The sequence below is a fragment of the Paraburkholderia humisilvae genome (assembly GCF_902859855.1).
Taxonomy (GTDB): Bacteria; Pseudomonadota; Gammaproteobacteria; order Burkholderiales; family Burkholderiaceae; genus Paraburkholderia; species Paraburkholderia humisilvae.
Window position 1 is genome coordinate 1 of record NZ_CADIKH010000081.1, and the last position, 19,568, is coordinate 19,568.

A 19,568-nucleotide genomic window follows, 5' to 3' on the forward strand; every position below is an offset into this window, starting at 1 on the left:
AACGCTAGCGTCACTCAGGCGGTGTTGATTCACAAGCTCAACCCGGTTATCCGGGGCTGGGCCATGTATCACCGCCACGTAGTGGCAAAAGCGGCTTTCTCATCGGTAGACTCGCACATCTGGCAACTGCTCTGGAGGTGGGCGAAGCGCAGGCATCCCATGAAAGGAGCACGGTGGGTAAGGGAGAGATACTTCCGGCGGGACGGACACCGGTCCTGGGATTTTGCTACGAAGGGCTTGGCCGGGAGCGGTACTGGCGGTCTTCGGCTCTTCCGTGCAATGACGATCGCGATCACGCGACATGTCAAGATCCGGGGACAGGCCAGTCCGTTCAATCCGGAATGGGCACCTTACCTTGCGCGCCGTCGAATCGCGAAACACTCCGTCAAGTTGTTCGGTGCCACCCTATGGTGCTGAAGAATGGCTTGAGCCGGATGCGGGGTGACCCGCACGTCCGGTTCTTAGGGGGCGGCGGCGCAGCAATGCGCTGCTGCTACCCGACTTGGTTGTAGTAGAAGTTGGGCGGCATGTGCCGTGGATCGCTCTCTTTTGCTGGCGAGAAAGGCATCCCGCCAAGATGCACTCCGTACGCCTTTCCTCCTTGCATCAGAGTGATATGACGTAGATTTGGAGCATGCTTCTCCATGACCTCGACCATGTTCTTGAGCATTTGCAGATTCACTTCCACCAGTTCGGCGGGAGTCGGTTTCTCCTGATAGGCAGCGAATACGAGATGCGTGGCGTCCGGTACCTGGGAAAGGAGTGCCTCACAGGAATTACGGTCAAGAAGGTCCACAGGCAAGTGCTTGGCTCGGGTAGGAAAATCCGGTGCGCGGCGCGAGACAGCAACCAGATTTACATCCTTGTCCTCGTAATGCGCGAGAACACCGCGGCCAATTATCCCTACAGCGCCGGCAACGACAACAGTTTTCATGGTTTCGAAACTCTCTAACTTGTGCGATTGACGATGACATCCCAATCCGCTCGTTAGAGCGGAACACCAACGTGAGAGGGACGTCGACTCAATCGGAGTCTAGAAGGGTGCGGCTGATATCGGAAATAAGTAAAATGCCGACCAGATATAAATCTGCTTATGCGTCAACGCCGATTGAAGTCGGCCCCCCCTTTCGGCACGTGCGCTGTTAGTGCGTCGTGATCGAGGCGGGAATTGCATCCATCGGAGCGACGACGTCTACGAACACGGCTTCATGCGCGGGCGTAGGACGGACGGTCTGGCGCCGCGCAGTCCGTCGGCGTCTGAACGATGGAAAAGCCACCACAGGCAGCGATCGCCTTCAAACCGGCTACCCCGTGTCGGACACCGCCGATCACGCAGGGTCCACATGCCTCTGGTCAAAACAGGGGATCAGCCGCAGGTCGCGTGACGTTCTCTTTCAACACACAAACCGGCAAATGAACCGGCATTACATCCGGTCTACTCTCGCCGAGTATGTCTAAAAAGCCTATGATTTAAATAGAAAAAACCCATTTTCGATCCGGCATATTATCCGGTACACTACCGTCATGGATACGGCAAGCATGGGACCGATGGTTCCCGAAGAATCATCGTCTCGCCTTCTCGAGGATGACATGTTGGCGCTCGTTGCAGAAGCGAATCGACTAGCGGGTCGAATTCATCCCGTCTTGCTAGACTCGATCGGTGGCCTTGTCCGCTCCATGAATTGCTATTACTCCAATTTGATCGAAGGTCACGACACCCATCCGCGCGACATCGACCGGGCACTTGCCAACGACTTTTCGACCGAACCCAAGAAGCGTGACCTGCAGAAGGAAGCGGTCGCGCATATCCACGTTCAGCGGTTGATCGATACTGGGCGTGATCCAGATGCTTGGCCCGCGTCCGCGGCTTATGCGTCGTGGCTGCATGAAGAGTTTTGCTCACGGCTACCGCCGGAGATGCTGTTCGTTGCCGACGAGAAGACTGGCGCGCGGATCGAGATCGTTCCCGGCGAATGGCGCAAGCGAGACGTGCAGGTCGGCCGGCACATTCCGCCGCCGCACGAAGATCTGCCTCGCTTCATGTCGCGTTTCGATATGGCCTATGGATCGCCGCCGCTCAGCAGAGCCCGACAACTTCAGACTGTCGGCGCCGTCCATCATCGCCTGCTTTGGATTCACCCCTTCCTCGACGGCAATGGCCGAGTCGCGCGGCTGATGTCCCACGCCTTGTTCAAACGGCTTGAGATCGGAACCAGCCTTTGGTCAGTGGCGCGGGGTTTGGCGCGCGATGAGGCACGCTACAAAGAGTTACTCGCGCAGGCCGACAGGCCGCGCGAAGGCGACCTCGACGGGCGTGGCAATCTAACACAGCGCGGGTTGATCGAATTCTGTAAATTTTTCCTTGATCGTTCAGTCGATCAGATCCGATTCATGAGCGGGCTGCTCGATCCGGCAACGCTGCTAACGCGCATCGAAATCCACATCGAAGAGGAGGTGCGGGCGAAGCGATTGCACCGTGGCAGCTTTGCAGTACTGCGCGAAGCAGTGATGCGTGGCGAGGTCGAGCGCTCGAAGATTCCCACGCTTACCGGCTACGAGGAGCGCGGCGCGCGCAATGTCACGGCTGGGCTGGTCGACCGGGGGATGCTGACCGCAGCGACCCACCGCGCGCCCCTGCGGCTGGCTTTTCCTGTTGACGTGGCCGAGCGCTGGTTTCCCAATCTCTACCCTGCTAACGCGGGATCGCGGACATGACAGAGAAGATCGTTGAGCTCATCCGGCGGTTTTCGGCGATGTCGTCTCGTTCGAAGGAGTGGGACTTTCTCATGCCCGGTCCGGGCCGGCCTCAGCGATGGCATGAAATTGAGGATGAGTTCCGCGTCCTGATAATTGCCGATCCAGGCGCCGGCAAGACATTCGAAGCCCAGACGCGTGCGCGTCGGATCCAGGAGCGTGGTCGTCACGCCTTTTTCATCCGGATCGAGAAGATCGACGCGACACGGCCATGATTGCGCTGACCGTCGCGAGTGCAATGCACTCGCCCGCTACGCGCGTGGTGCTGAAGATACCCGTCGCCATGCCGGCACGCTCCTTCGGCACTACGCTCACCGACAGGCCGTCCATTAATCCCCATGGCATCGCTGCACCAAACCCGATTGTGAGTAATGGTGCGATCACAGCATGGCTCGCGCCATGGCTCAATGCAGTCATCAGCCAGTACAGGCCGGCCGCAGCGATCAACAAGCCGATGCCCGAGATGGCACCGGCGGACATCCAGCGCGTGAGCGTCGCGGCGGCGAGCGGCACGACAAGCATAGGTGCGGACAGAGGGAGCATCAGCATGCCAGCGTCGATCTCGCTGTAGCCGTCGACTCCGACGAAACGCGACGGCAACACGACGAGCAGCACGATGTAGCAGTAGCAGGTCGCGATCGGCAGCACTTGCACACCGATGAAACGTGGATAGCGGAACAAGGACAGATCAAGCATCGGGTGACTGGTGCGGATCAGTTCCGCAACCAGACAGACGAGAAACCGGACGCGTCATGATGCTTCGCTGCGCGGTGAGGCCCAGACCGTTTGCAACGGCGCAAGACAATGCGCCACGGAGACGATTTACCCCTTTACCTCGGCCTTTCAATGGGTGACACATTTATTGCCGCAGCGGTGACAGATTTACAGTAATGCGGTCTACGTCACTTTACGGAATGGCGCCGCATCACCGCCGTTTGTACCCTGAAAAAAAGAAGCCCGGCGGGGGGCCGGGCTTGAATATAGCAGCGTCGGACGGGACCAGCCGCGCGACGCCGAACGGAAGAATACAGGTGATCGGGAAGCGTCGGGGAGGTCGTTGGCAAATTCTGACGAAGAAAGAGCCGCGCAATCGCTTGCAGCGATCCGAAATTGCACGAATTGAAATCCGTGATCTACTTGCTAAATCGGGCGCCCCCTCGCGAAGAGCCGTCGCCGTCGCTGTATCTATCTAGCTGGCACACGGGCCCACAATTGCTGCGTTTGTCCGCTACATCGAATGGCGTTACGAGCGCGGTGCTCGCACTGCGCTGGATCGCCGGGAGTATCGCGGCCTTATGCCTTACACGCGGCCTGATCCTCATGCAGAAAGGCATCGCGATTACGCATCGAAAGGTCTTGGCCCCAACGCCCTATGCCAGCGGTACCAGTGAAGTTGAGCAGGGCATCAGCAAGATCGGCAACAAGCGAGCCGGATGGCTCATGGTGGAACTGGCGTGGAGCTGGTTGCCCTTGCAGCCCAGCAGCCTGCTAAGGGACTGGTTCAACGCACCCGGATCCGCGCCCCGGTTGCGTCACGATAGTCTCCTTGGCATTGGCTTAAGCCTATGCCAAGGAGACTATCGTGACGGCAACCATCGAAGGCCGGCGCGTCCGGCTATTCCGCAACGGTCGCAACCAAGCCATCCGCATCCTGCGCGAGCTCGAACTGCCAGGCGACGAAGCCATTGTCCGGAAAGAGGGCGCGTGCCTCATCATCGAGCCGGTCAAGGCGATGCTCCTGCGCGAGTTGCTAGCGCAGTGGGCACCGCTCGACGAATCGTTTCCGGAGATTCACAGTCTGCCCACCGAGCCAGTGGAGCTGTGATGCCGCTGTACCTGCTCGACACCAACATCATCTCGGATGCGATAAGAAACACTCGGGGTTCGTGTGCGACCCGGATAGGGGAGGCCGCCCCGGAGACAGTCTGTGCACGTCAAACATCGTCGCAGCCGAGCTACGGTTCGGCGCGGAAGAGAAGGGCTCGCCCGAGCTGGCCGGCCGCGTTGATCGCGCGCTCGCAAGTCTGGCCGTCATGGCACTGAACAGCGACGTCGACCGGTTCTACGGGCAGCCGCGGGCCGATCTCGAACGCTGGGGTCAATTGATCGGCGCGAACGACATGCTGATCGCCGCGCACGCGCTGGCGATCGATGCGGTGCTTATTACTGACAACGCCAACGAATTTCCCCGCGTACCTGGCCTGCGGCTCGAAAACTGGCTGGTCCGCCGTCCGGACTGAGGCGGCGGCACCGCCGCCGAGTGGCACCACGGCGCTACTCGCATAGTCTCGGCTTCCATCGCGACGAGTTGCGGCAGTCTTCGAATCTGTCGTGCGTCGCTGTATGAGCGAAGGCCTTGTTGAAGGCGAAGGCTTCGCCGTTGATGCAAGTATGGTTAAGGCGGACACAAATCGTGTCGCCGGCGTACCCGGATCGAAAGGAGTTGGCGGCAGAACGATGAATCAATCAAGCCGCGGCGTTCTCAAGAGCACACACGAACTGTAACGATATCTGGCCACAAAGAACCTGAGACGGCGGAAGGCAGAAACCGGTCTAGAGTGCGGTTTCCAGCCGGTCCTGCCACGCACAAGAAAGGTCAATAAATTGACCCTGCGATTTTCCGAAGAGAGCCCCGCCTTTCCAACCGATCTGATCGGCCGCATGATCGAGGGTCAAGTTGCGTTACTTTGCGGCGCCGGGGTCAGCGCGCCGCAAATGCCGATGTTTGTCGCGCCTGTTCACCGGAACTCCTCGATCGCCTGTTGCAGCAATTCGTCGAGCAGATGATACAGGCCGTGAGGCACGGCCAGCTGCATCGCGGTGCGCAGGCTTCGCTCGGCCTGTCGCGGCAGGTCACGCGCGAAGCCTGTCGCAGCAGCTCAAGCCCGGAGTAGGCCAGCAGCGTATGCGTGCAGCCGGCGCTCTTCAGGGCGTGCGTGATCGGTTGCGCGAAGCGCTCGCGCTCGATTACACGACGATGACTTCGCGCTCGAAGTGTCCGTCGGGTTAACAGCCAGTCGATGTTTCACAGCGTACTCGTTGCAGCCGCGCACCCGTCAAAAATCCAAGCCTCACCTATCGTCCGCTCCGATTTACACATCAGGGCTAGGGGCGAGTAGGCGGTGTCACGCGAGCACCCGGGCATGCCTGTAGGAGTTCGGTTAGTCGAAAAAGAAACCGGCTTGGCCACACTGGCCTTGAACCGCCAGTTCTAAACCGGCACCATACCTCTACGAACACCACATGACTGTCCGCGCAGGCCAGAACACGAAATGTGTGAGCCCAAGTGTCGCTTCCGCTGGGCGTCCAACCGATCTTTCTTTAACAGGCGAAGGGTCCAGGTGCCGCTCAGATTATGGGGGTGCCACACTTGCCGCAGAATCGGGCACCGATCTGCAGGGCTCCGTTGCATTTTTTGCACGTAGACGGAGTCAACGACGTTCCGCACTGATTGCAAAAGCGGGCGTCTGTCGGGTTGGCTACGTTACATAGCGAGCAGATTTGGCCCGCCGCGGCCAACTTGTTCGAAGCACGTGAATACACCGGCGGTGTATCGTGGTAGGGGATATAAGCTCGTGTGTGCCGGTGATGACGACCATGCCCGTTTTCGCGATGATGGTCGCCATTTCCGCGGTGATCGCCATGAAGACCACGAAACATTTTTTCCCAGATGCTCATCATTTACTCCCGCATTTGAATTTCGACTTCACATGCGCAACAGGCGAAGTCCGTTTCCCCATCGCATTCATGGTATCGCCGACCTCGACAAACACCACCACCATACAAACGGCCCCGAGGCACATTGCCCGCACCTGCGGCGCGCGCTTGCCATCAAGAGCCCGTGTCAAGTTCTGTATGAAATCGGAGCGACTCGACTCCGGCAAAGGCATTGATTTCAGATTCTTTCTCAGGTCGTCATCTATCGACGTCAGGTGGGCGGGTTTGGGCAGCATCTATTTCCATTGCTGCGAATCGAGAATCCGATGTTCGCACGGGCGAACATCGGCGCGTCGTTGGTCCCATCGCCCGCTGACACCCGCCATCATTGTCATGGCTAATTCGACTGAGAGGCGCTTAACCGAGCGCAGCTTGTCCTCTGTCAGTTGATTTCCCTAAGCATGTTCAATTCCGCCCCGGGCTGCGATCGCTCATACGGTCGAAGGTTGTCATCTGTCGACATGGCGGTGCGTACCCCGACGTTGTGAAGCTTCGAAATTGCGTCGCGAACTCAGCCATTCAAGGTGTCACGCACCGCCGACAGATCGAGGACCTGTCTGTCATCGCGCAGGCGTGACTGCCATTTTTCTGCACACTCGAGTTTGCCGAGTCGCCGCTCCGATCTTGGGAACCGAAAAAATGCCGCGATCGATGATTCAAACGCTGAGCTAAACTGGCGAGCGCATAGAACGCCAGACAAGGGCATCCTTAATTTTTGCCATTCATAGGAACGGATGCAGGACATGTGTTCAACCCATCACGTCGAATCCTCTCGGCTTGTTCCACATGAAAGCTGCTTTTTACTGCGAACAGGAACGTCAACAATTTAGATTATTTAAATTATCACGTGATTATATTTGAATTCAATAATCAAGCTGTCACGGGCGGCATCACGGCGCTGCCGGCGGATCCGGTGTGGTGAGCGACGCACGGTCATTCGTACAAGTTCGCGTACGCGGTGATGAGCGCCGAAACTTTCAGTTAGCCTGACGCTTCGCTTGATGTGGCGAGGTCAAGAACACTTGGCGTTTTGAATCGGTCGACACCACTCGCCACGCATTTGAGCATTGCGCCCATGCTGCGCGCACCAAATCGGGATAGGGGCTGACCTTACGGCCCCGCCGCCTCCCGCCGTGCGAATGAGTCCGTACACGGGGGTTCGCCTCAGTTGATCGGCTAGGGACGCAATGATCGAAGACCGACGGATCGCAGAATGCGATTGGTCGGCACCCGCTCCAGTACGGAATACTACTCAACTGCCATGCATTTGCTCTCGCTTTTTGCATGAACGCCGTGGCCATGGAGGCACCGTACGCCCCATTCCTCGATCCGTGCCGCGGCCGCTGCATGATTGTCGGTCGTTAACTCTGCGTACCGGTCAACAATGCTGCGCGACTTCCAGCCGCCCGAGTCCTTCCGCTCGTCACAAGCTTGTCCGGCCTGACGATGCCAGGACGCCCATGTGTGGCACAGATCGTGAAGGCGCACGCCCGCCAGGGCGGCCTTACGCGTCGCCGTTACCTACGCCATGTCCTTGGGCGCTCCGATGCTCATCGAGTAACGTCGTAAGCATGCCCGTCGCGAGTGCGTCGCGTACCAGAAAGTCCGGCATGTGTACGATAAACCAGTAGAAGAGCGCGGCACTTGCGGCAATGATGCCGTGGTCAACGCGAGCGAATACGACATGGTGCGATCGACGATAAACCCCGCGAACACCAACGAAAACGCACCGCGGAAATAGCCACCGAACTTATGCGCTGCACTTACCGATATCTCGTTCGACCGACCCGATCACGTACCAGGTTCTTGGTATTGGTAGCGAAAACCTGAAGCGGTATATTGGCTTGTTTCGCTAATTAGCGAAAGAACGAATTGTTCGCTACTCACGGGGTGCAAAATGCCTTTGTCCATTGACGGTCAGCTTGTTGTCGTTCCCGTCTATCCTGACCTGCGCGTTCAGTCATTGCACTCTCCCGAAACGGAGAGCGGCGTTATCGTCGCTCGCGAACCTGACCTGTCCATAACCACTCGTGCCGGCACAATCGGGCATCTCGCCGCGTGGCGGTTAGTTGGTGACGAGATGAGACGCACGGGTTTCCGCGGCCCAATGGCGATCGCGTTCACCGATTTCATGAGTCTGGTCGAGTCCGAGTTTTACTCAAGGCTTTCCGTGGACGAAGTTGCTCTTTGGCTTTCGTCGAAATACGTTGTGCCGCGTGTCGATTTCGACTGTGTCGACCAATCTCGACTTTGGTTTGCCAGTAGGGAGACGTTCGATGATTGCTTCAGGTCGCTGGATCACGGGGCGTGCAAGCAGGTTTATAGAGGTAAATTCAACCTTGGGATAGTTTTGTGTACTGCACTTTCGGAAAGCTTTGATGCCGATGTCGTACGGGAACACGCAAAGCTCAAGAAACTAGAAGCGCTTGGTTTATGCGTCCCTGTCGTTAGTTCACTGTTCGAGGTCCCACTTCCCTCGGACTTGCGGCGGAACAAGCCTCACGAATCGCTCAGGCTGAGTGGGCATGGATTTCTGCAGCGGTTCATACAGGGCGAACACCTCAAACCGTTTGTCGGTGTGAGTTGGTCACGAAACCTCGAATATTCCATGAACAAGACGATAAGGGAATCAGCTTTTGTCATGGCGGCGCAATCTGTCGGCGTTTGGGCACAGGTGGCCAAACTGAAAATTCTTCTTAGCGATCTCCGGAGATTGCGCAGTGTGAATCAAGCCAATCATCTGATTCTCGTGGACCTTCAGGGATTCGTGTGCGCAGACGGCCACTTCGTCATCAACGATCCGAGTAGCGGCAAGGTAGAAAAGAACCCACGGGATATCGACCATCGCAAGAAGCTGGACATGCTCATTGCCGTAGTCGAGGATCGCCTCAGGGAGCTGGGACCTCGAACGCCCTCTGAGTCCGTCGGGGGACCAGTTGCTATGGCAACTGCGATGAACGCGACCGCCGCCCCTCTCGCACGGACGAATGTGCCCACTACCGGCGGGCGCATCGTTACGACGAATGCGACGGCCCGCTCGGGCGTGCCCTCCGCAGTATCGAATACGTCGCGGCTGCCGACAGGAAGAGTCACCACGACATCACGTACCAGCGCGCGCCCGGGCGGGTCGAGCACACCTTCACGCTCAGGCAGGGAGATGAAAGAGAAGCCGGGGGCAAAGCTTTGATGCCGCCTGGCAGGTACGCAAGGCTTCTTCGTTGTGGGAAGTTTGCCTAGCGGCGAACGCGGCGCTTCCGGTGAAAAAATTCGCAGGACGATGAAGGCAACGACAAGCACGCCGCCTGTCGCGAAGAGCGCGTGGCTCGCGAGCATGGACACCGTTTCCACCGCCATGTAGAAGCGAAAAAAAGCGATTACCAAATGCCAGAAATACGGCATGCTAACCACTCGCAATGAGGCGGGCGCTTTCCACCCCAAGACACCTATCCGAAGCGATCGGCCTAGATATGGCGCCAGTAGCCTCTTCGGTGGCAAGGTGCGTGAATCGAATTACGGAGATTAATGATGCCGATGACTTTGGAAGCAATCCAGAAGAAGATGAAAGCGCTGCAAGCAAAGGCAGATGCAATGGCTTCAAAAGAGACCGTAAAGGTTGTTGCCAGAATTCGAGACATCATGGACAAGCACGGCCTCACCGTCGCGGACATTGAGGTGCACTTTGGCGGCAAGCGGCGCGGCCGGCCACGGGAGAGCTGGCGAGTGACAAACAGTGCCGGGAAAAGTAAAGGCAAGCTGCCGCCGCGATACCTGAACCCGAAAACAGGCGAGACCTGGAGCGGTCATGCGCGGCCGCCGGCATGGATTAAAGACGCCAGGGGCCGGAGCAAGTACCTGATTGCAGCCTAATGTTTAAACAACGGGTTCACCACATCGTTACGGGAACGACTATCTGCGTCGTCGTAACCGGCACAGGCACGGGAATCGACACGCATCTGGTACGGAGTTGAGCTTCTGGACATATCTGCAGGCAAACGTGGCGCTGATCTAGTCGGCGCGAGGCAGGACCGCGAATTTCAGCGCATCGCATGCTGACAACTGCTACCTCGTAACACTTCCCAGCATCGACACCAATGTATCTACCGCAGCTTCCGCGCGTCTGATCGAATCGGCCAGCCGGTGATCCGCGAATTCGTCATACTCGATGGCCGCCTCATGGACATTGGTCACCCCTATATAGGAGAAGGCGGTACGGACCGATGACTCCACGTGGTTTCGATCACCGATGCGGCCGCCAGGTTGATACCCATAATCGCCGCGCGAAGAAAGAATCACCAGACGCTTGCCGGAGCCCGTCAGCAACGGCCAATATGGTTCGCCTTCCCGGCTTCGATCAAACCCGAATGTACGTCCCACGCGCACGATATTGTCGATATACATCTTGAACTGTGCGGGAGGACCAAAGTTGTACATTGGTACGCCAGCGACGATGAGGTCAGCCCGCAGCAGTTCATCTACGAGAATATCGCTGACGTGCAACTCTTCCTGCATCCAGGCTTCGCGCGCATGTTCTGGCGTGAAAGCGGCATGTATCCATCGGCCGGTGACAGGTGGCGGTGGTTCCTGGCCCACGTCGCGGTAAATTACCTTCGTCTCGGGATATCGCGACATCCATTGTCGGACGAATCGCGCCGAGAGTCGGCGCGTGTGCGATCCGTGGGGAATCGAGTCGGAACCGCCAGAGCGAGCGCTGGCATCGATGTGCAAAAGCGTGGTCACGTGAGTACTCCGGTATAGGTGAAGTTAATTCATTTGATTCCGAGTTTTCACTATCCTGTGCGCGCCACACAACCGATATATTTTCATCCGATAGATGACATGAGATCATTCATCTATGGCTCTGCAACTTCCATCTCTCGCTTCACTTCGCGCCTTTGAGGCTGCAGCACGTTTGCGCAGTTTCAAACAGGCCGCGGAGGAGCTGTCCGTCACGGCGACAGCGATCAGCCACCGTATTCGCGTTCTGGAGGAATACCTTGAACGCCCCCTGTTCCTGCGCAAGGTGCGGGCGGTCGAGCTGACACAGGAAGGGGCGGCGCTGTTCGCGGCCGTGAGCAGTGGCTTCCAGACTATCGCTGCGGCGATAGAGCATGTGCGCAGCCCACGTAGGGCGTCGGTAACGCTATCCGCGACGCCAGCATTCGCCACCAAATGGCTGCTTCCGAAGCTGGCCTCCTTTCAGGCAGCACACCCCGACATTGACCTGCATGTCCATGCATCCAATGCCCCGGTTGATCTGAACGCGGGTACGGCGGACCTCGCAATCCGGTACGGGCATGGCCATTACGAGGGAGTAACCGTCACGTTATTGCTGGAGGATCGCTTCGCACCGGTGGCCAGCCCCGTACTCCTGGCAACGATCGGCAAGGATGCGTCGCGATGGCCGCTGATCCATTTCGACTGGCATTGCCCTCCGCCCGTGGACCTGACCTGGCGCGCCTGGGCACGCGAGACTGGACGCAAGCCTTCTGATCTGTCCCGCGGTATCCGGTATTCGGAGGAAAGTCACGCCATCCAGGCAACCGTCTCGGGCCAGGGCGTCGCTCTGTTGAGCCTGGTGCTGGTCGACGAGGAACTGCACCTAGGCCTACTGCGGATTGCTTCAGCCCCAACGCTTAAGGGGATGTCTTACCACGTCCTCAAGCCCAATCAGCGCCCTGTATCGAAAGCGGTTGCAAAGGTGGAAGACTGGTTGATACGCATCGCCGGCGAAGGTTCGTCGATAGCAGACAGGCGACTTCGCGAGCGTTGACTCGGGCAAAAGCGCCCTGACAGCAGACATCGGTGTGTTCCAGTAGGGACAGCTGCTGTCGTTCGACGCTAGCCGGATCGCGTCGAGAAAAAGGGCACCGGCCTCGTTGACGTCCGGGCGCGCACCGTCTACAACCAGGCTCGATAGCGGCGCGTGCGCCTCGCTGCGAGCAGGCTGATGCACAAGCCAGGCGTCGAGGACAGCGCTGCAAGCCCCGACCAGACCGGCCTGCGTTAAAGAGGCCCGCGTAGGTGGTCCAGCAAAGCGCGCATTTCCGCGCGAGATCTGCAGCGTAATGGCGACGAGGGCACTGTCACGTTGGCGAGGTTGTCGCGTAGCATAGCGTGATGAAGAAAACGAAATCGCTTTATCATGGCCACCGGGTCTCCGTGGTGGTCATCAGCCACGCAGTTCGATGGTGCTTCCGGTTCCAGTTCAGTCTGCGCGATATTGAAGAGCTGCTGTCATCATCCCACGCGTGAACGCGAGCACCCGCATTCGCGGCTTCCGACTGCCCGAGCGCACGCAGACCTTCCTGTCGAGCTTCGGCCCGATCCGGCAGCACTTCGAGCGCAAGCGCCATCTTCTGCGCGCCTCGCTTTATCGCAAGCACCTTGCCGCACGTTTTAGCAAGTGATGTGGGTTCACTGAGGCTACCCAGGTTCCGTCTGTCGTCTGACATTCGCATGCCCTCTGCCCAGTCGCGTCAGCACCTCGTCAACGTGACAGTGCCATCGGGCCATCAAACGCCGAACCCGGCCGATGCTCGGGTTCAAGGATTTCAACTGCGCTCGCGTCATTCTGAGTGACATCGGGATGCACACGATCCGCAAAGGGTAGATGAGCAACGACGGCTTGGCCGCAACGTCTGCCGTCCAGTTCTATTCGTTGATGGTATGGGCAGTCCAATTCATACCGAGATTTGCTTCAGCCTCGCCTTCCTATCGCGACACCCAATGAAGGCATCGCATCTGTGATTGGCGACGCGCCAGCCGGCATCATCCGTCACTGAGCGGGAGGTCGAGCGTGCCGTCAATTCCAGGCGTGGCAAGGTCGGGCGGGCGATGATACGCATTTCCGCACGAATCCTTACGCCTATCGTAGGCAGCAGCAGAATGATTTCTGCGACCCTGTACCGGAAATGCGGGCGTACAGTCAGTGAGTTTGCAGCGGTCCACGAAGCCATGAAGGGGGGGGCGAGATAGCGGATCACAATGCCCGAATCTCGGTTGTCGCGCTGTGACAAAAAGTCACTTTAACCGCGTATGCGGTCGGCATCTCGAATGACTGAGATTGTTGCTTTGGTAGAGATATGAAGACGTGTTCGAGGCAGAAGGGCGGATGTTGGGCTCAAGCTGTTCGTAACCGACCGTTATCCTATCACCGATAGCCGACGCGTCACGTCGCCGCGTTCAAAGGTTTGGATGCTGTTGCAATCAGTCCCCGCAAAGCAAATCTTGCGGGGATTGACGGTCTAGTTTCTTAGAATTTAGCTGCCAAAGTAGACGTTGCAGAAGCTAACCGGACCAACGCAAGACGATGGCGAAGTCGTCGTTTTAGCGGTATCGGACGTGCCGTTGTTCATCGTCGCGGAAACTTTTGCTTCCGCTGCTTGAACGCCGCTAGGATAATGTGCATCGGAGTTAGCGAACGGGTTATAGCCCACCTTTTGGAGCTGGACCAACTCGGCGCGTACCTGTTCACGTGTGAGGCCATTATTGGCGCTTTGCGCGAAGCTTACAGCCGGAATGGCCAGTGCTGCGGTAGCAACTAGAATAGCGATTGTTTTCATGATGAACTCCTGATGATTGAAATAACTGGTTTCGATGGAAGTCGCAATACTTCATGCGACTCCTGAAAGGGGCCTAATACTGGCCATTAGCGACCGAAGTATGTTTGGCAGAAGCTTCGTGGGCCGACGCACGCACGTTCGAATTCCACCGCGTTCTGCACCGACTTGCCGTCATGCTCGTCATCACGTTTGACCTTCGCCTGTTCCCTCATGTGCTCGACCTGCGCGGTGAAGCCCGGGCTTGCCTCCGGATAGTATGTTCCATCGGTGTAGTTCAGGCCGTTCGCTTGTGCGTCGATGAGTTCCTGGCGCACTTCGGCGCGCGTTTTTCCAGCAGCGGATGCACTCGTTGCCATACCAAGGGACGCAACTGCAATCAGTGACGCGGCGATAATCGATTTAATATTCAATTAAAACTCCTAATTAAAAATAAGTTTTCGGGTTCGGTGAACACGGGTTGCACATGGATTTTATTCAGACACACGGAAAACCGCTTCTGTTGTCCGGATGCCGTTAGGCAAGTTCCTTCCAGCTCAACGCGGCTCTTCAGACCTTCGCTCGGGTGACTTTATCTGTAGCTGCCCGATTGAAAGATCACGGTGAGCGCTGCGATAAATGGAAGCGTCTTTAACGCGCTGCCACGGACCAAATCATAGGGCAGCTGAATTGGCCGAATGTCAACATTGGTTAAACGCGAAAAGACCGCCCTTTGTGATCACTGTCGTAGCATTCACACAGGAGTTAATCGTTCTTGTAGTGGGCAGGTTGACTCAGGATTTGGGGTCTCAATTTCGTGCGATTGCTTGCATCACATCCAGAACGTTCCGGTGCCTCTTTTCGAATGTCGGTGCAACCTCTTATCCTGCTAGGACGATGCGGATGCGCTGCCAGTGTTAGCGCGTCAAACAGGAGACGCCTTCGGGATAGTACCGGCGCGCGTCCACCAGGCGCTACCATGTTCTCGATAGCAAAGGATCTCCTCTTCCTTGTTATTACAGAGCCGGGGATCGTGCCATCAAAGACCCCTTTTCGTCATGGGCGCGGCATGCGCCGGACAGCATTGATGCTCGGGCATCTGATTTCGTCCCGGGTAGAGCGGTTGGTGAAACTCGGGAATTACTTGTCATGGCGTACCGCAGCGCGATATGGGGCGCAGCCTTGCAAGCGAATTAGTGACATATTGATTTGTGTGTACTTTGCTGATGCGCGGGATGCGTTCGCCTGGCACCCGTGTCACGCCAGATACGGGTGCTCCCTGGGGCCGATCCGCCGTCGCCGCTGTCGAAATATTTCAAGGACCAGATGTCCCGCCAGCGTCTCTGCCGTCAGAAAAGATGGCAGCAGCCAAAGCGCGCGCCTATTGCTGACTTTCGATCAGCTGGTCGGCCCACAGCCTATCGACGGAACACCCAGCGGGAGCCTCGACATTAAATAATGTTTAATTTTGGATTAACTGGGTGAATTTGCCTGAATGGTTGCGAACATATAATGAAACATTATATCGTCTGGCGGCCTCTGGGTTGCTCGTTTGCAAGCTGCAGCATTGGCAGTGATGTTCTTGCTGCAGTGTATTAGATGCATGCCAGTGAGGTAAGTGGTTCTAGTCCGGGACCGGTGCCTGAAGTTTTGTGGGCCCACAAAACAGCTAAGTTGATGCCGTGCTAACACGCGGCACGTGATTCAAGGTCTCACGGCGCGCCCGATGGAACGGGCTACGGCACAGGTAAGAGTGTTCCCCATTCGAAGAGGGAATTCCGGGGTCGGCTTTGTCTGTGACGGGTATTCTTTTCATTGATTTGCCCGCGCGCAGGGCCATCAAGCTTGAAAAGTTCAGTGAGGGGTTCTGATGGAGTGCATCAAGGTTCAAACCGAAGACAAGATCGGTACGATTGCGTTGGACTCTGACGCGAAGCGGAACGCATTAAGCAAGCCGCTTATCAATGAATGTATTGGAGCGTTTGAACTATTTAGAGCAGAGGGCGTACGTGCGGTCGTGCTGCGCAGTTCAACAGCGCAGAAAATCTGGTCGGCAGGGCACGATATTGATGAACGACGGCGCTCCAATGCCGCCCTGCTTCCTTTTGACGATTCCCTCGAAGTTCTTCTGCGAGCGGTGTCCGATTTTCCTGCGCCTGTGATCGCAATGGTCCAAGGTTCGGTATGGGGCGGCGCGTGTGAACTGGTGATGACATGCGATATGGTATTTGGTGATGATACGTGTGCTTTTGCAATCAGCCCTACAAAGTTGGGTTTGCCTTATAGCACGGCAAGTGCTTTGCATGTACTCAATCGATTGCCGCTGAACATCGTCATGGAGATGTTCTGTTGCGCGCAGCCAATCTCCGCGCAGCGAGCCCTGCGGGTTGGACTCGTCAATGATCTGCTTCCAGCTAACGATCTTGAGTCGCATGTGTTTGACATGGCGCGGCTGATTTCCATGCGCTCGCCCACAGTGATCTCATCGTTCAAGGCAATGGCGCGGACGATTGCGAAATCCGCTGGCATGCATTTGGGTATCTTCGACCGCATACATGAACTGCGGCGGCAACTATATCTCGGAGCTGACTGCGGCGAAGCAGTACGAGCGCTTGTCAACAAACGGAATATCAAGCACTGAACGGCCGCTTGCGTACGATAACGAATGGACCATTCATTTCAACTCCTCAACCTCCGACTCGCGCCGTCGCCGGCTGCAGATGGGATGGGGCAGTGGTAAACAGCTAGCCGGCTCGGCCCTCTAAAACCTCATGGAGCATACGGGGCCTGGATGATGTTCTCTACGAGTATAAGGTGGATCTTTATTTAACTCCAGTTAGTTGCTAATGGCAGAATATTAATTTATATGCGTATTAACGATAAATTATATTTGGTATTTTATGGTATGTAAAAAATGACATATATTATCGAATAACTGTCGGATGTAGCATGTGGTATTGCCATCGCTAACATGCCAACCATGAATTCGCCTGCGTTAGCCACCGAATCCCTCTTGCTATTTCAGTTGCCTTCGGAACTTGATGGTCATGAGGGCACTAACCGGGCACGCAATTCGAATCGGCGAACTAGCGTGGACACGGACATCGAAGCCGTTAGCGGCTGGCTGGCCGCGTACAAGCATTCGCCGAATACATTGTATAGTTATCGAAGGGAGGCGCTGCGCGTTCTTGTCTGGGCGACGCGTGAGCTCGGCAAGCCGCTCTCGAGCCTCACACGCGAGGACTTTCTGCTATACGAGCACTTTCTGGCCGCGCCGAGCCTGGATTGGATCAACCCGCTACCGTCCCGTAGCGGCAGCTCACATCGTCTCTTTGTTGGGTCACTGTCCCGGTATGCCAGACAGCGGGTGCTCTTCATCATGTCAAGCATGCTTAACCATCTCGTTTCGACCGGATACCTTGCCGTCAATCCTTTGTCGACAGGTGGCAGGCGTGTGAGAGGCACGCAGCGAGCGAAACGCTTGATGCGCTCTTTCGATCACTCGCTATGGCAATACGTGCTTGATTCGATCGAGGCATGGCCGCAGACAACACTGCGCGAACGTCAGCGTTATGAACGTAGTCGATGGACAATGCGACTTCTTCACGACACCCCTCTATCTGTAAGCGCGGCTGCGCACGCTAGGGCGGGAGACTTCGTGCGACGGAACAACAACTGGCGGCTGCGCCTCAATCGCGATGCTGAAGTCGCGGACGATGTGCCAGTAAGTGAAACCTTGATGTCGGAATTTGCACGATATCGCGCCTTCCATAGTCTGTCGTCGGTTCCTTACGCGAACGAGGCAACACCCACCGTAATGAGCATTGCCGGCCATGCGGTGCGGCAACTTTCGCCTGGAGCAGTCTACCTTATCGCTAGTGAAGTATTTCGGCGGGCAGCGATAATGCTCGAACCTATCGACCCTGTAGGTAGCAGCTTGCTGGCTCACGCATCGTCGTATTGGCTGCGCCATCGCATGGTTTCGCACCAAACTGCTGATGCCCGTGTCAGCATCCGACAAGTCGGAGAGAAAGGGCGTCATTGCCACGTGGGCGTGCCGCAACCTGGGCGAGATGCGCCATAACGGGCCTACGCCAGGCTGTGGGCGTATGGCCAACTTGTTGTTCCTTAGGAAGGCTTTCGGTCTGAGCGAATGTCATGCTATGCGACGACCGGACAGTGGCCTGGTCGGGTCAGCAAGAGCGCCGGACGCCCGCACGCGCAATGGGATGAGGGATTTCTGGGCGCATTTCGCGCCCGACTCGAGCCTCACACAACCCGTACGATCGCGAAAGTAAATCCCGTTCTACTTGCGACTGAAACACGGCGGCTACCTTCGGTGAGCGACGGTAGCACCTCTGCGGTGGTTCAAAATAGGTACCTGAGACTAAAGAGGCGCCGGCGTCGTTGGATGGTCATGATTTGACAGTCAACATTTTCCTAACGAATCTGAACGCTGTGCCGTTCGCGCGTCAAGGCTCCGCGCCAGTGGTAGAAGATTGCGGGAACCCGATCAATAGTTTTTTGAGTGAATTCTCGCGATCTGCAGGAGGTTTTCAAGCGAGCTTGCCAGTGCATCCCGAAACGATTGGTCATGCTTGTCTATTTCCTAAAATTGTCCTCGCGGCGGGTCTGAAGATGTGGAATTGATTCATTGTTGGTGACGGTCAGGTTGTGCACGTGACGCAACGCTCTGTTCATCTGTGCCTGTGCGACTCCTCTCTGCGCTTCAAGTTGCGCAAGCTCTTTGCGGATGTCGTGCTGCCGGGTGCTCACCAACTGCGCGTGTGCCGCATCCCGATCTATGTCATTGCGCAACCTTTCCGCAAGCGCCTCCGACTGCGCGATCATTCTCGTCACACGTTGATGCTCCGCCTTTCGTTGAGCCCGGGAGATTTCCCCTTCAGTCAATTTTGCAATGTGTTCTTCCATTTGCCTGAACGCTGCCTCAGCCGATTCGAGATCGGATGTCGTGAATGCGCGCCAAATAACACCGTCATGACAGAGAGCCACATAATAATCGGGAGTTACTCCATCAAACAGCAAAGCCGCCGAATAGCTGAAACTTCGAAAGGTGCGAAATTCAACCAAGGCATCAGCAGCGCTCAGGCGCTCCAATTCTGCAACGTCGGCCTTCCGAACCCGACGTCCCGCATTATTCTGCGTTGCGACCATAGTGACGCGCGATGGGGGAGCGGATGCAATCGGCTCTGCGGGAGTAACCTCTGTATCAGGTTGGGCTGGCAACGCGACTATCAAAGGTACGGCTTCCTCCACTTCATTTGGTAACGAAGTCGCGTGAACAGTCGATGTGGCACCGCTGCGCCAATTTAACATGTTCATTGATATCCTCCCCCTACAGTAACCCTGGTGCGACCATGTGGTTTTAGGAAGCCGTGACGCGAACGCAAATCCAAGCAATTACACGTTGTCGAATGCATTCGTATCAGAGCCCGTTTGAAAAATCACAGATGAGCGATTCTGCGTAAGAACAGGCTGCCCATCGCGATGTGAATCATGGCTTCAGACACGTCGGCGCGTTGCTCGTAGTTCCTGACC

At 56.9% G+C, this 19,568-nt stretch carries 16 protein-coding genes and 7 pseudogenes; 14 read left to right on the plus strand and 9 right to left on the minus strand.

Going from position 1 to position 19,568, the window contains the following annotated elements; genetic code table 11:
• Nucleotides 1-417 (plus strand): group II intron maturase-specific domain-containing protein (locus HV796_RS36120; protein ID WP_281369965.1); only part of this gene is annotated, 417 nt, incomplete at its 5' end.
• 76 nt (nucleotides 418-493) lie between these two features.
• Here HV796_RS36120 and HV796_RS36125 read toward each other — a convergent pair.
• Nucleotides 494-934: an NAD-dependent epimerase/dehydratase family protein gene (locus HV796_RS36125; protein WP_246356236.1), complete on the minus strand. Its 441-nt coding sequence runs from the start codon at nucleotides 932-934 to the stop codon at nucleotides 494-496.
• A gap of 614 nt (nucleotides 935-1,548) precedes the next feature.
• On the opposite strand from HV796_RS36125, the gene HV796_RS36135 reads away from it, so the two are divergent.
• Nucleotides 1,549-2,715, plus strand: coding sequence for a Fic family protein (locus HV796_RS36135; RefSeq protein ID WP_175232656.1), 1,167 nt, complete (start codon nucleotides 1,549-1,551; stop codon nucleotides 2,713-2,715).
• The gene (locus HV796_RS36140) at nucleotides 2,712-2,969 is read left to right on the plus strand and encodes a hypothetical protein (protein ID WP_175232657.1); all 258 of its coding nucleotides are present in this window, start codon (nucleotides 2,712-2,714) and stop codon (nucleotides 2,967-2,969) included. Before HV796_RS36135 ends, HV796_RS36140 begins: the two co-directional genes overlap by 4 nt.
• Here HV796_RS36140 and HV796_RS36145 read toward each other — a convergent pair.
• Nucleotides 2,962-3,465 (minus strand): annotated as a pseudogene (locus HV796_RS36145) (MFS transporter); the annotation flags it as partial. The gene HV796_RS36140 and the pseudogene HV796_RS36145 sit on opposite strands and share 8 nt — an antisense overlap.
• Before the next feature lie 645 nt (nucleotides 3,466-4,110).
• Here HV796_RS36145 and HV796_RS44520 point away from each other — a divergent pair.
• The 3 genes and pseudogenes from HV796_RS44520 to HV796_RS36155 form a co-directional block, all read left to right on the plus strand.
• Nucleotides 4,111-4,263, plus strand: a pseudogene (locus tag HV796_RS44520) (transposase); the annotation flags it as partial.
• A 73-nt stretch (nucleotides 4,264-4,336) separates the two neighbouring features.
• Entirely contained in the window at nucleotides 4,337-4,579 is a 243-nt protein-coding gene (locus tag HV796_RS36150) for an antitoxin (RefSeq protein WP_175232658.1), read from the plus strand.
• Nucleotides 4,579-4,994: pseudogene (locus tag HV796_RS36155) on the plus strand (PIN domain-containing protein). Before HV796_RS36150 ends, HV796_RS36155 begins: the two are co-directional and overlap by 1 nt.
• Nucleotides 4,995-6,102: 1,108 nt before the next feature.
• On the opposite strand, the gene HV796_RS36160 reads toward HV796_RS36155, so the two are convergent.
• Together HV796_RS36160 and HV796_RS36165 are read right to left on the minus strand one after the other, a co-directional pair.
• Entirely contained in the window at nucleotides 6,103-6,435 is a 333-nt protein-coding gene (locus tag HV796_RS36160; protein ID WP_343053061.1) for a double zinc ribbon domain-containing protein, read from the minus strand.
• Entirely contained in the window at nucleotides 6,432-6,707 is a 276-nt protein-coding gene (locus tag HV796_RS36165; RefSeq protein ID WP_175232659.1) for a hypothetical protein, read from the minus strand. The genes HV796_RS36160 and HV796_RS36165 overlap by 4 nt, the downstream gene beginning before the upstream one ends.
• Nucleotides 6,708-8,368: 1,661 nt before the next feature.
• On the opposite strand from HV796_RS36165, the gene HV796_RS36170 reads away from it, so the two are divergent.
• Nucleotides 8,369-9,658, plus strand: coding sequence for a hypothetical protein (locus tag HV796_RS36170; protein ID WP_175232660.1), 1,290 nt, complete (start codon nucleotides 8,369-8,371; stop codon nucleotides 9,656-9,658).
• Between the two features lie 335 nt (nucleotides 9,659-9,993).
• A complete protein-coding gene (locus HV796_RS36175) occupies nucleotides 9,994-10,338 on the plus strand; it encodes an H-NS histone family protein (RefSeq protein ID WP_175232661.1) in 345 nt (114 codons plus the stop codon).
• Between the two features lie 192 nt (nucleotides 10,339-10,530).
• Here the strand turns inward: HV796_RS36175 and HV796_RS36180 are convergent, their stop codons facing one another.
• Complete coding sequence (locus HV796_RS36180) at nucleotides 10,531-11,208, minus strand: FMN-dependent NADH-azoreductase (protein ID WP_175232662.1); 678 nt, start codon at nucleotides 11,206-11,208, stop codon at nucleotides 10,531-10,533.
• 115 nt (nucleotides 11,209-11,323) lie between these two features.
• Here HV796_RS36180 and HV796_RS36185 point away from each other — a divergent pair, with 115 nt between their 5' ends.
• The 4 genes and pseudogenes from HV796_RS36185 to HV796_RS46060 all read left to right on the plus strand — a co-directional run.
• Nucleotides 11,324-12,241: a LysR substrate-binding domain-containing protein gene (locus HV796_RS36185; protein ID WP_175232663.1), complete on the plus strand. Its 918-nt coding sequence runs from the start codon at nucleotides 11,324-11,326 to the stop codon at nucleotides 12,239-12,241.
• Nucleotides 12,242-12,588: 347 nt separating this feature from the next.
• Nucleotides 12,589-12,705, plus strand: a pseudogene (locus tag HV796_RS46050) (IS6 family transposase); the annotation flags it as partial.
• Between the two features lies 1 nt (nucleotide 12,706).
• A pseudogene (locus tag HV796_RS46055) lies at nucleotides 12,707-12,878 on the plus strand (IS6 family transposase); the annotation flags it as partial.
• Between the two features lie 89 nt (nucleotides 12,879-12,967).
• A pseudogene (locus tag HV796_RS46060) lies at nucleotides 12,968-13,081 on the plus strand (IS6 family transposase); the annotation flags it as partial.
• A 649-nt stretch (nucleotides 13,082-13,730) separates the two neighbouring features.
• Here the strand turns inward: HV796_RS46060 and HV796_RS36195 are convergent.
• Nucleotides 13,731-14,033: a DUF4148 domain-containing protein gene (locus HV796_RS36195; protein WP_175232664.1), complete on the minus strand. Its 303-nt coding sequence runs from the start codon at nucleotides 14,031-14,033 to the stop codon at nucleotides 13,731-13,733.
• An 86-nt stretch (nucleotides 14,034-14,119) separates the two neighbouring features.
• On the minus strand, nucleotides 14,120-14,443 hold the full coding sequence (locus HV796_RS36200; RefSeq protein WP_175232665.1) for a DUF4148 domain-containing protein: 324 nt from the start codon (nucleotides 14,441-14,443) through the stop codon (nucleotides 14,120-14,122).
• Between the two features lie 1,436 nt (nucleotides 14,444-15,879).
• Between HV796_RS36200 and scpB the strand changes: the two genes are divergently transcribed.
• Nucleotides 15,880-16,650: a methylmalonyl-CoA decarboxylase gene (gene scpB / locus HV796_RS36205; protein ID WP_175232666.1), complete on the plus strand. Its 771-nt coding sequence runs from the start codon at nucleotides 15,880-15,882 to the stop codon at nucleotides 16,648-16,650.
• A 450-nt stretch (nucleotides 16,651-17,100) separates the two neighbouring features.
• Nucleotides 17,101-18,093: a site-specific integrase gene (locus HV796_RS36210; protein WP_175232667.1), complete on the plus strand. Its 993-nt coding sequence runs from the start codon at nucleotides 17,101-17,103 to the stop codon at nucleotides 18,091-18,093.
• Nucleotides 18,094-18,611: 518 nt separating this feature from the next.
• Here the strand turns inward: HV796_RS36210 and HV796_RS36215 are convergent.
• Together HV796_RS36215 and HV796_RS36220 are read right to left on the minus strand one after the other, a co-directional pair.
• On the minus strand, nucleotides 18,612-19,352 hold the full coding sequence (locus HV796_RS36215) for a DUF2968 domain-containing protein (RefSeq protein ID WP_175232668.1): 741 nt from the start codon (nucleotides 19,350-19,352) through the stop codon (nucleotides 18,612-18,614).
• 122 nt (nucleotides 19,353-19,474) lie between these two features.
• Nucleotides 19,475-19,568, minus strand: a pseudogene (locus HV796_RS36220) (IS5/IS1182 family transposase); the annotation flags it as partial.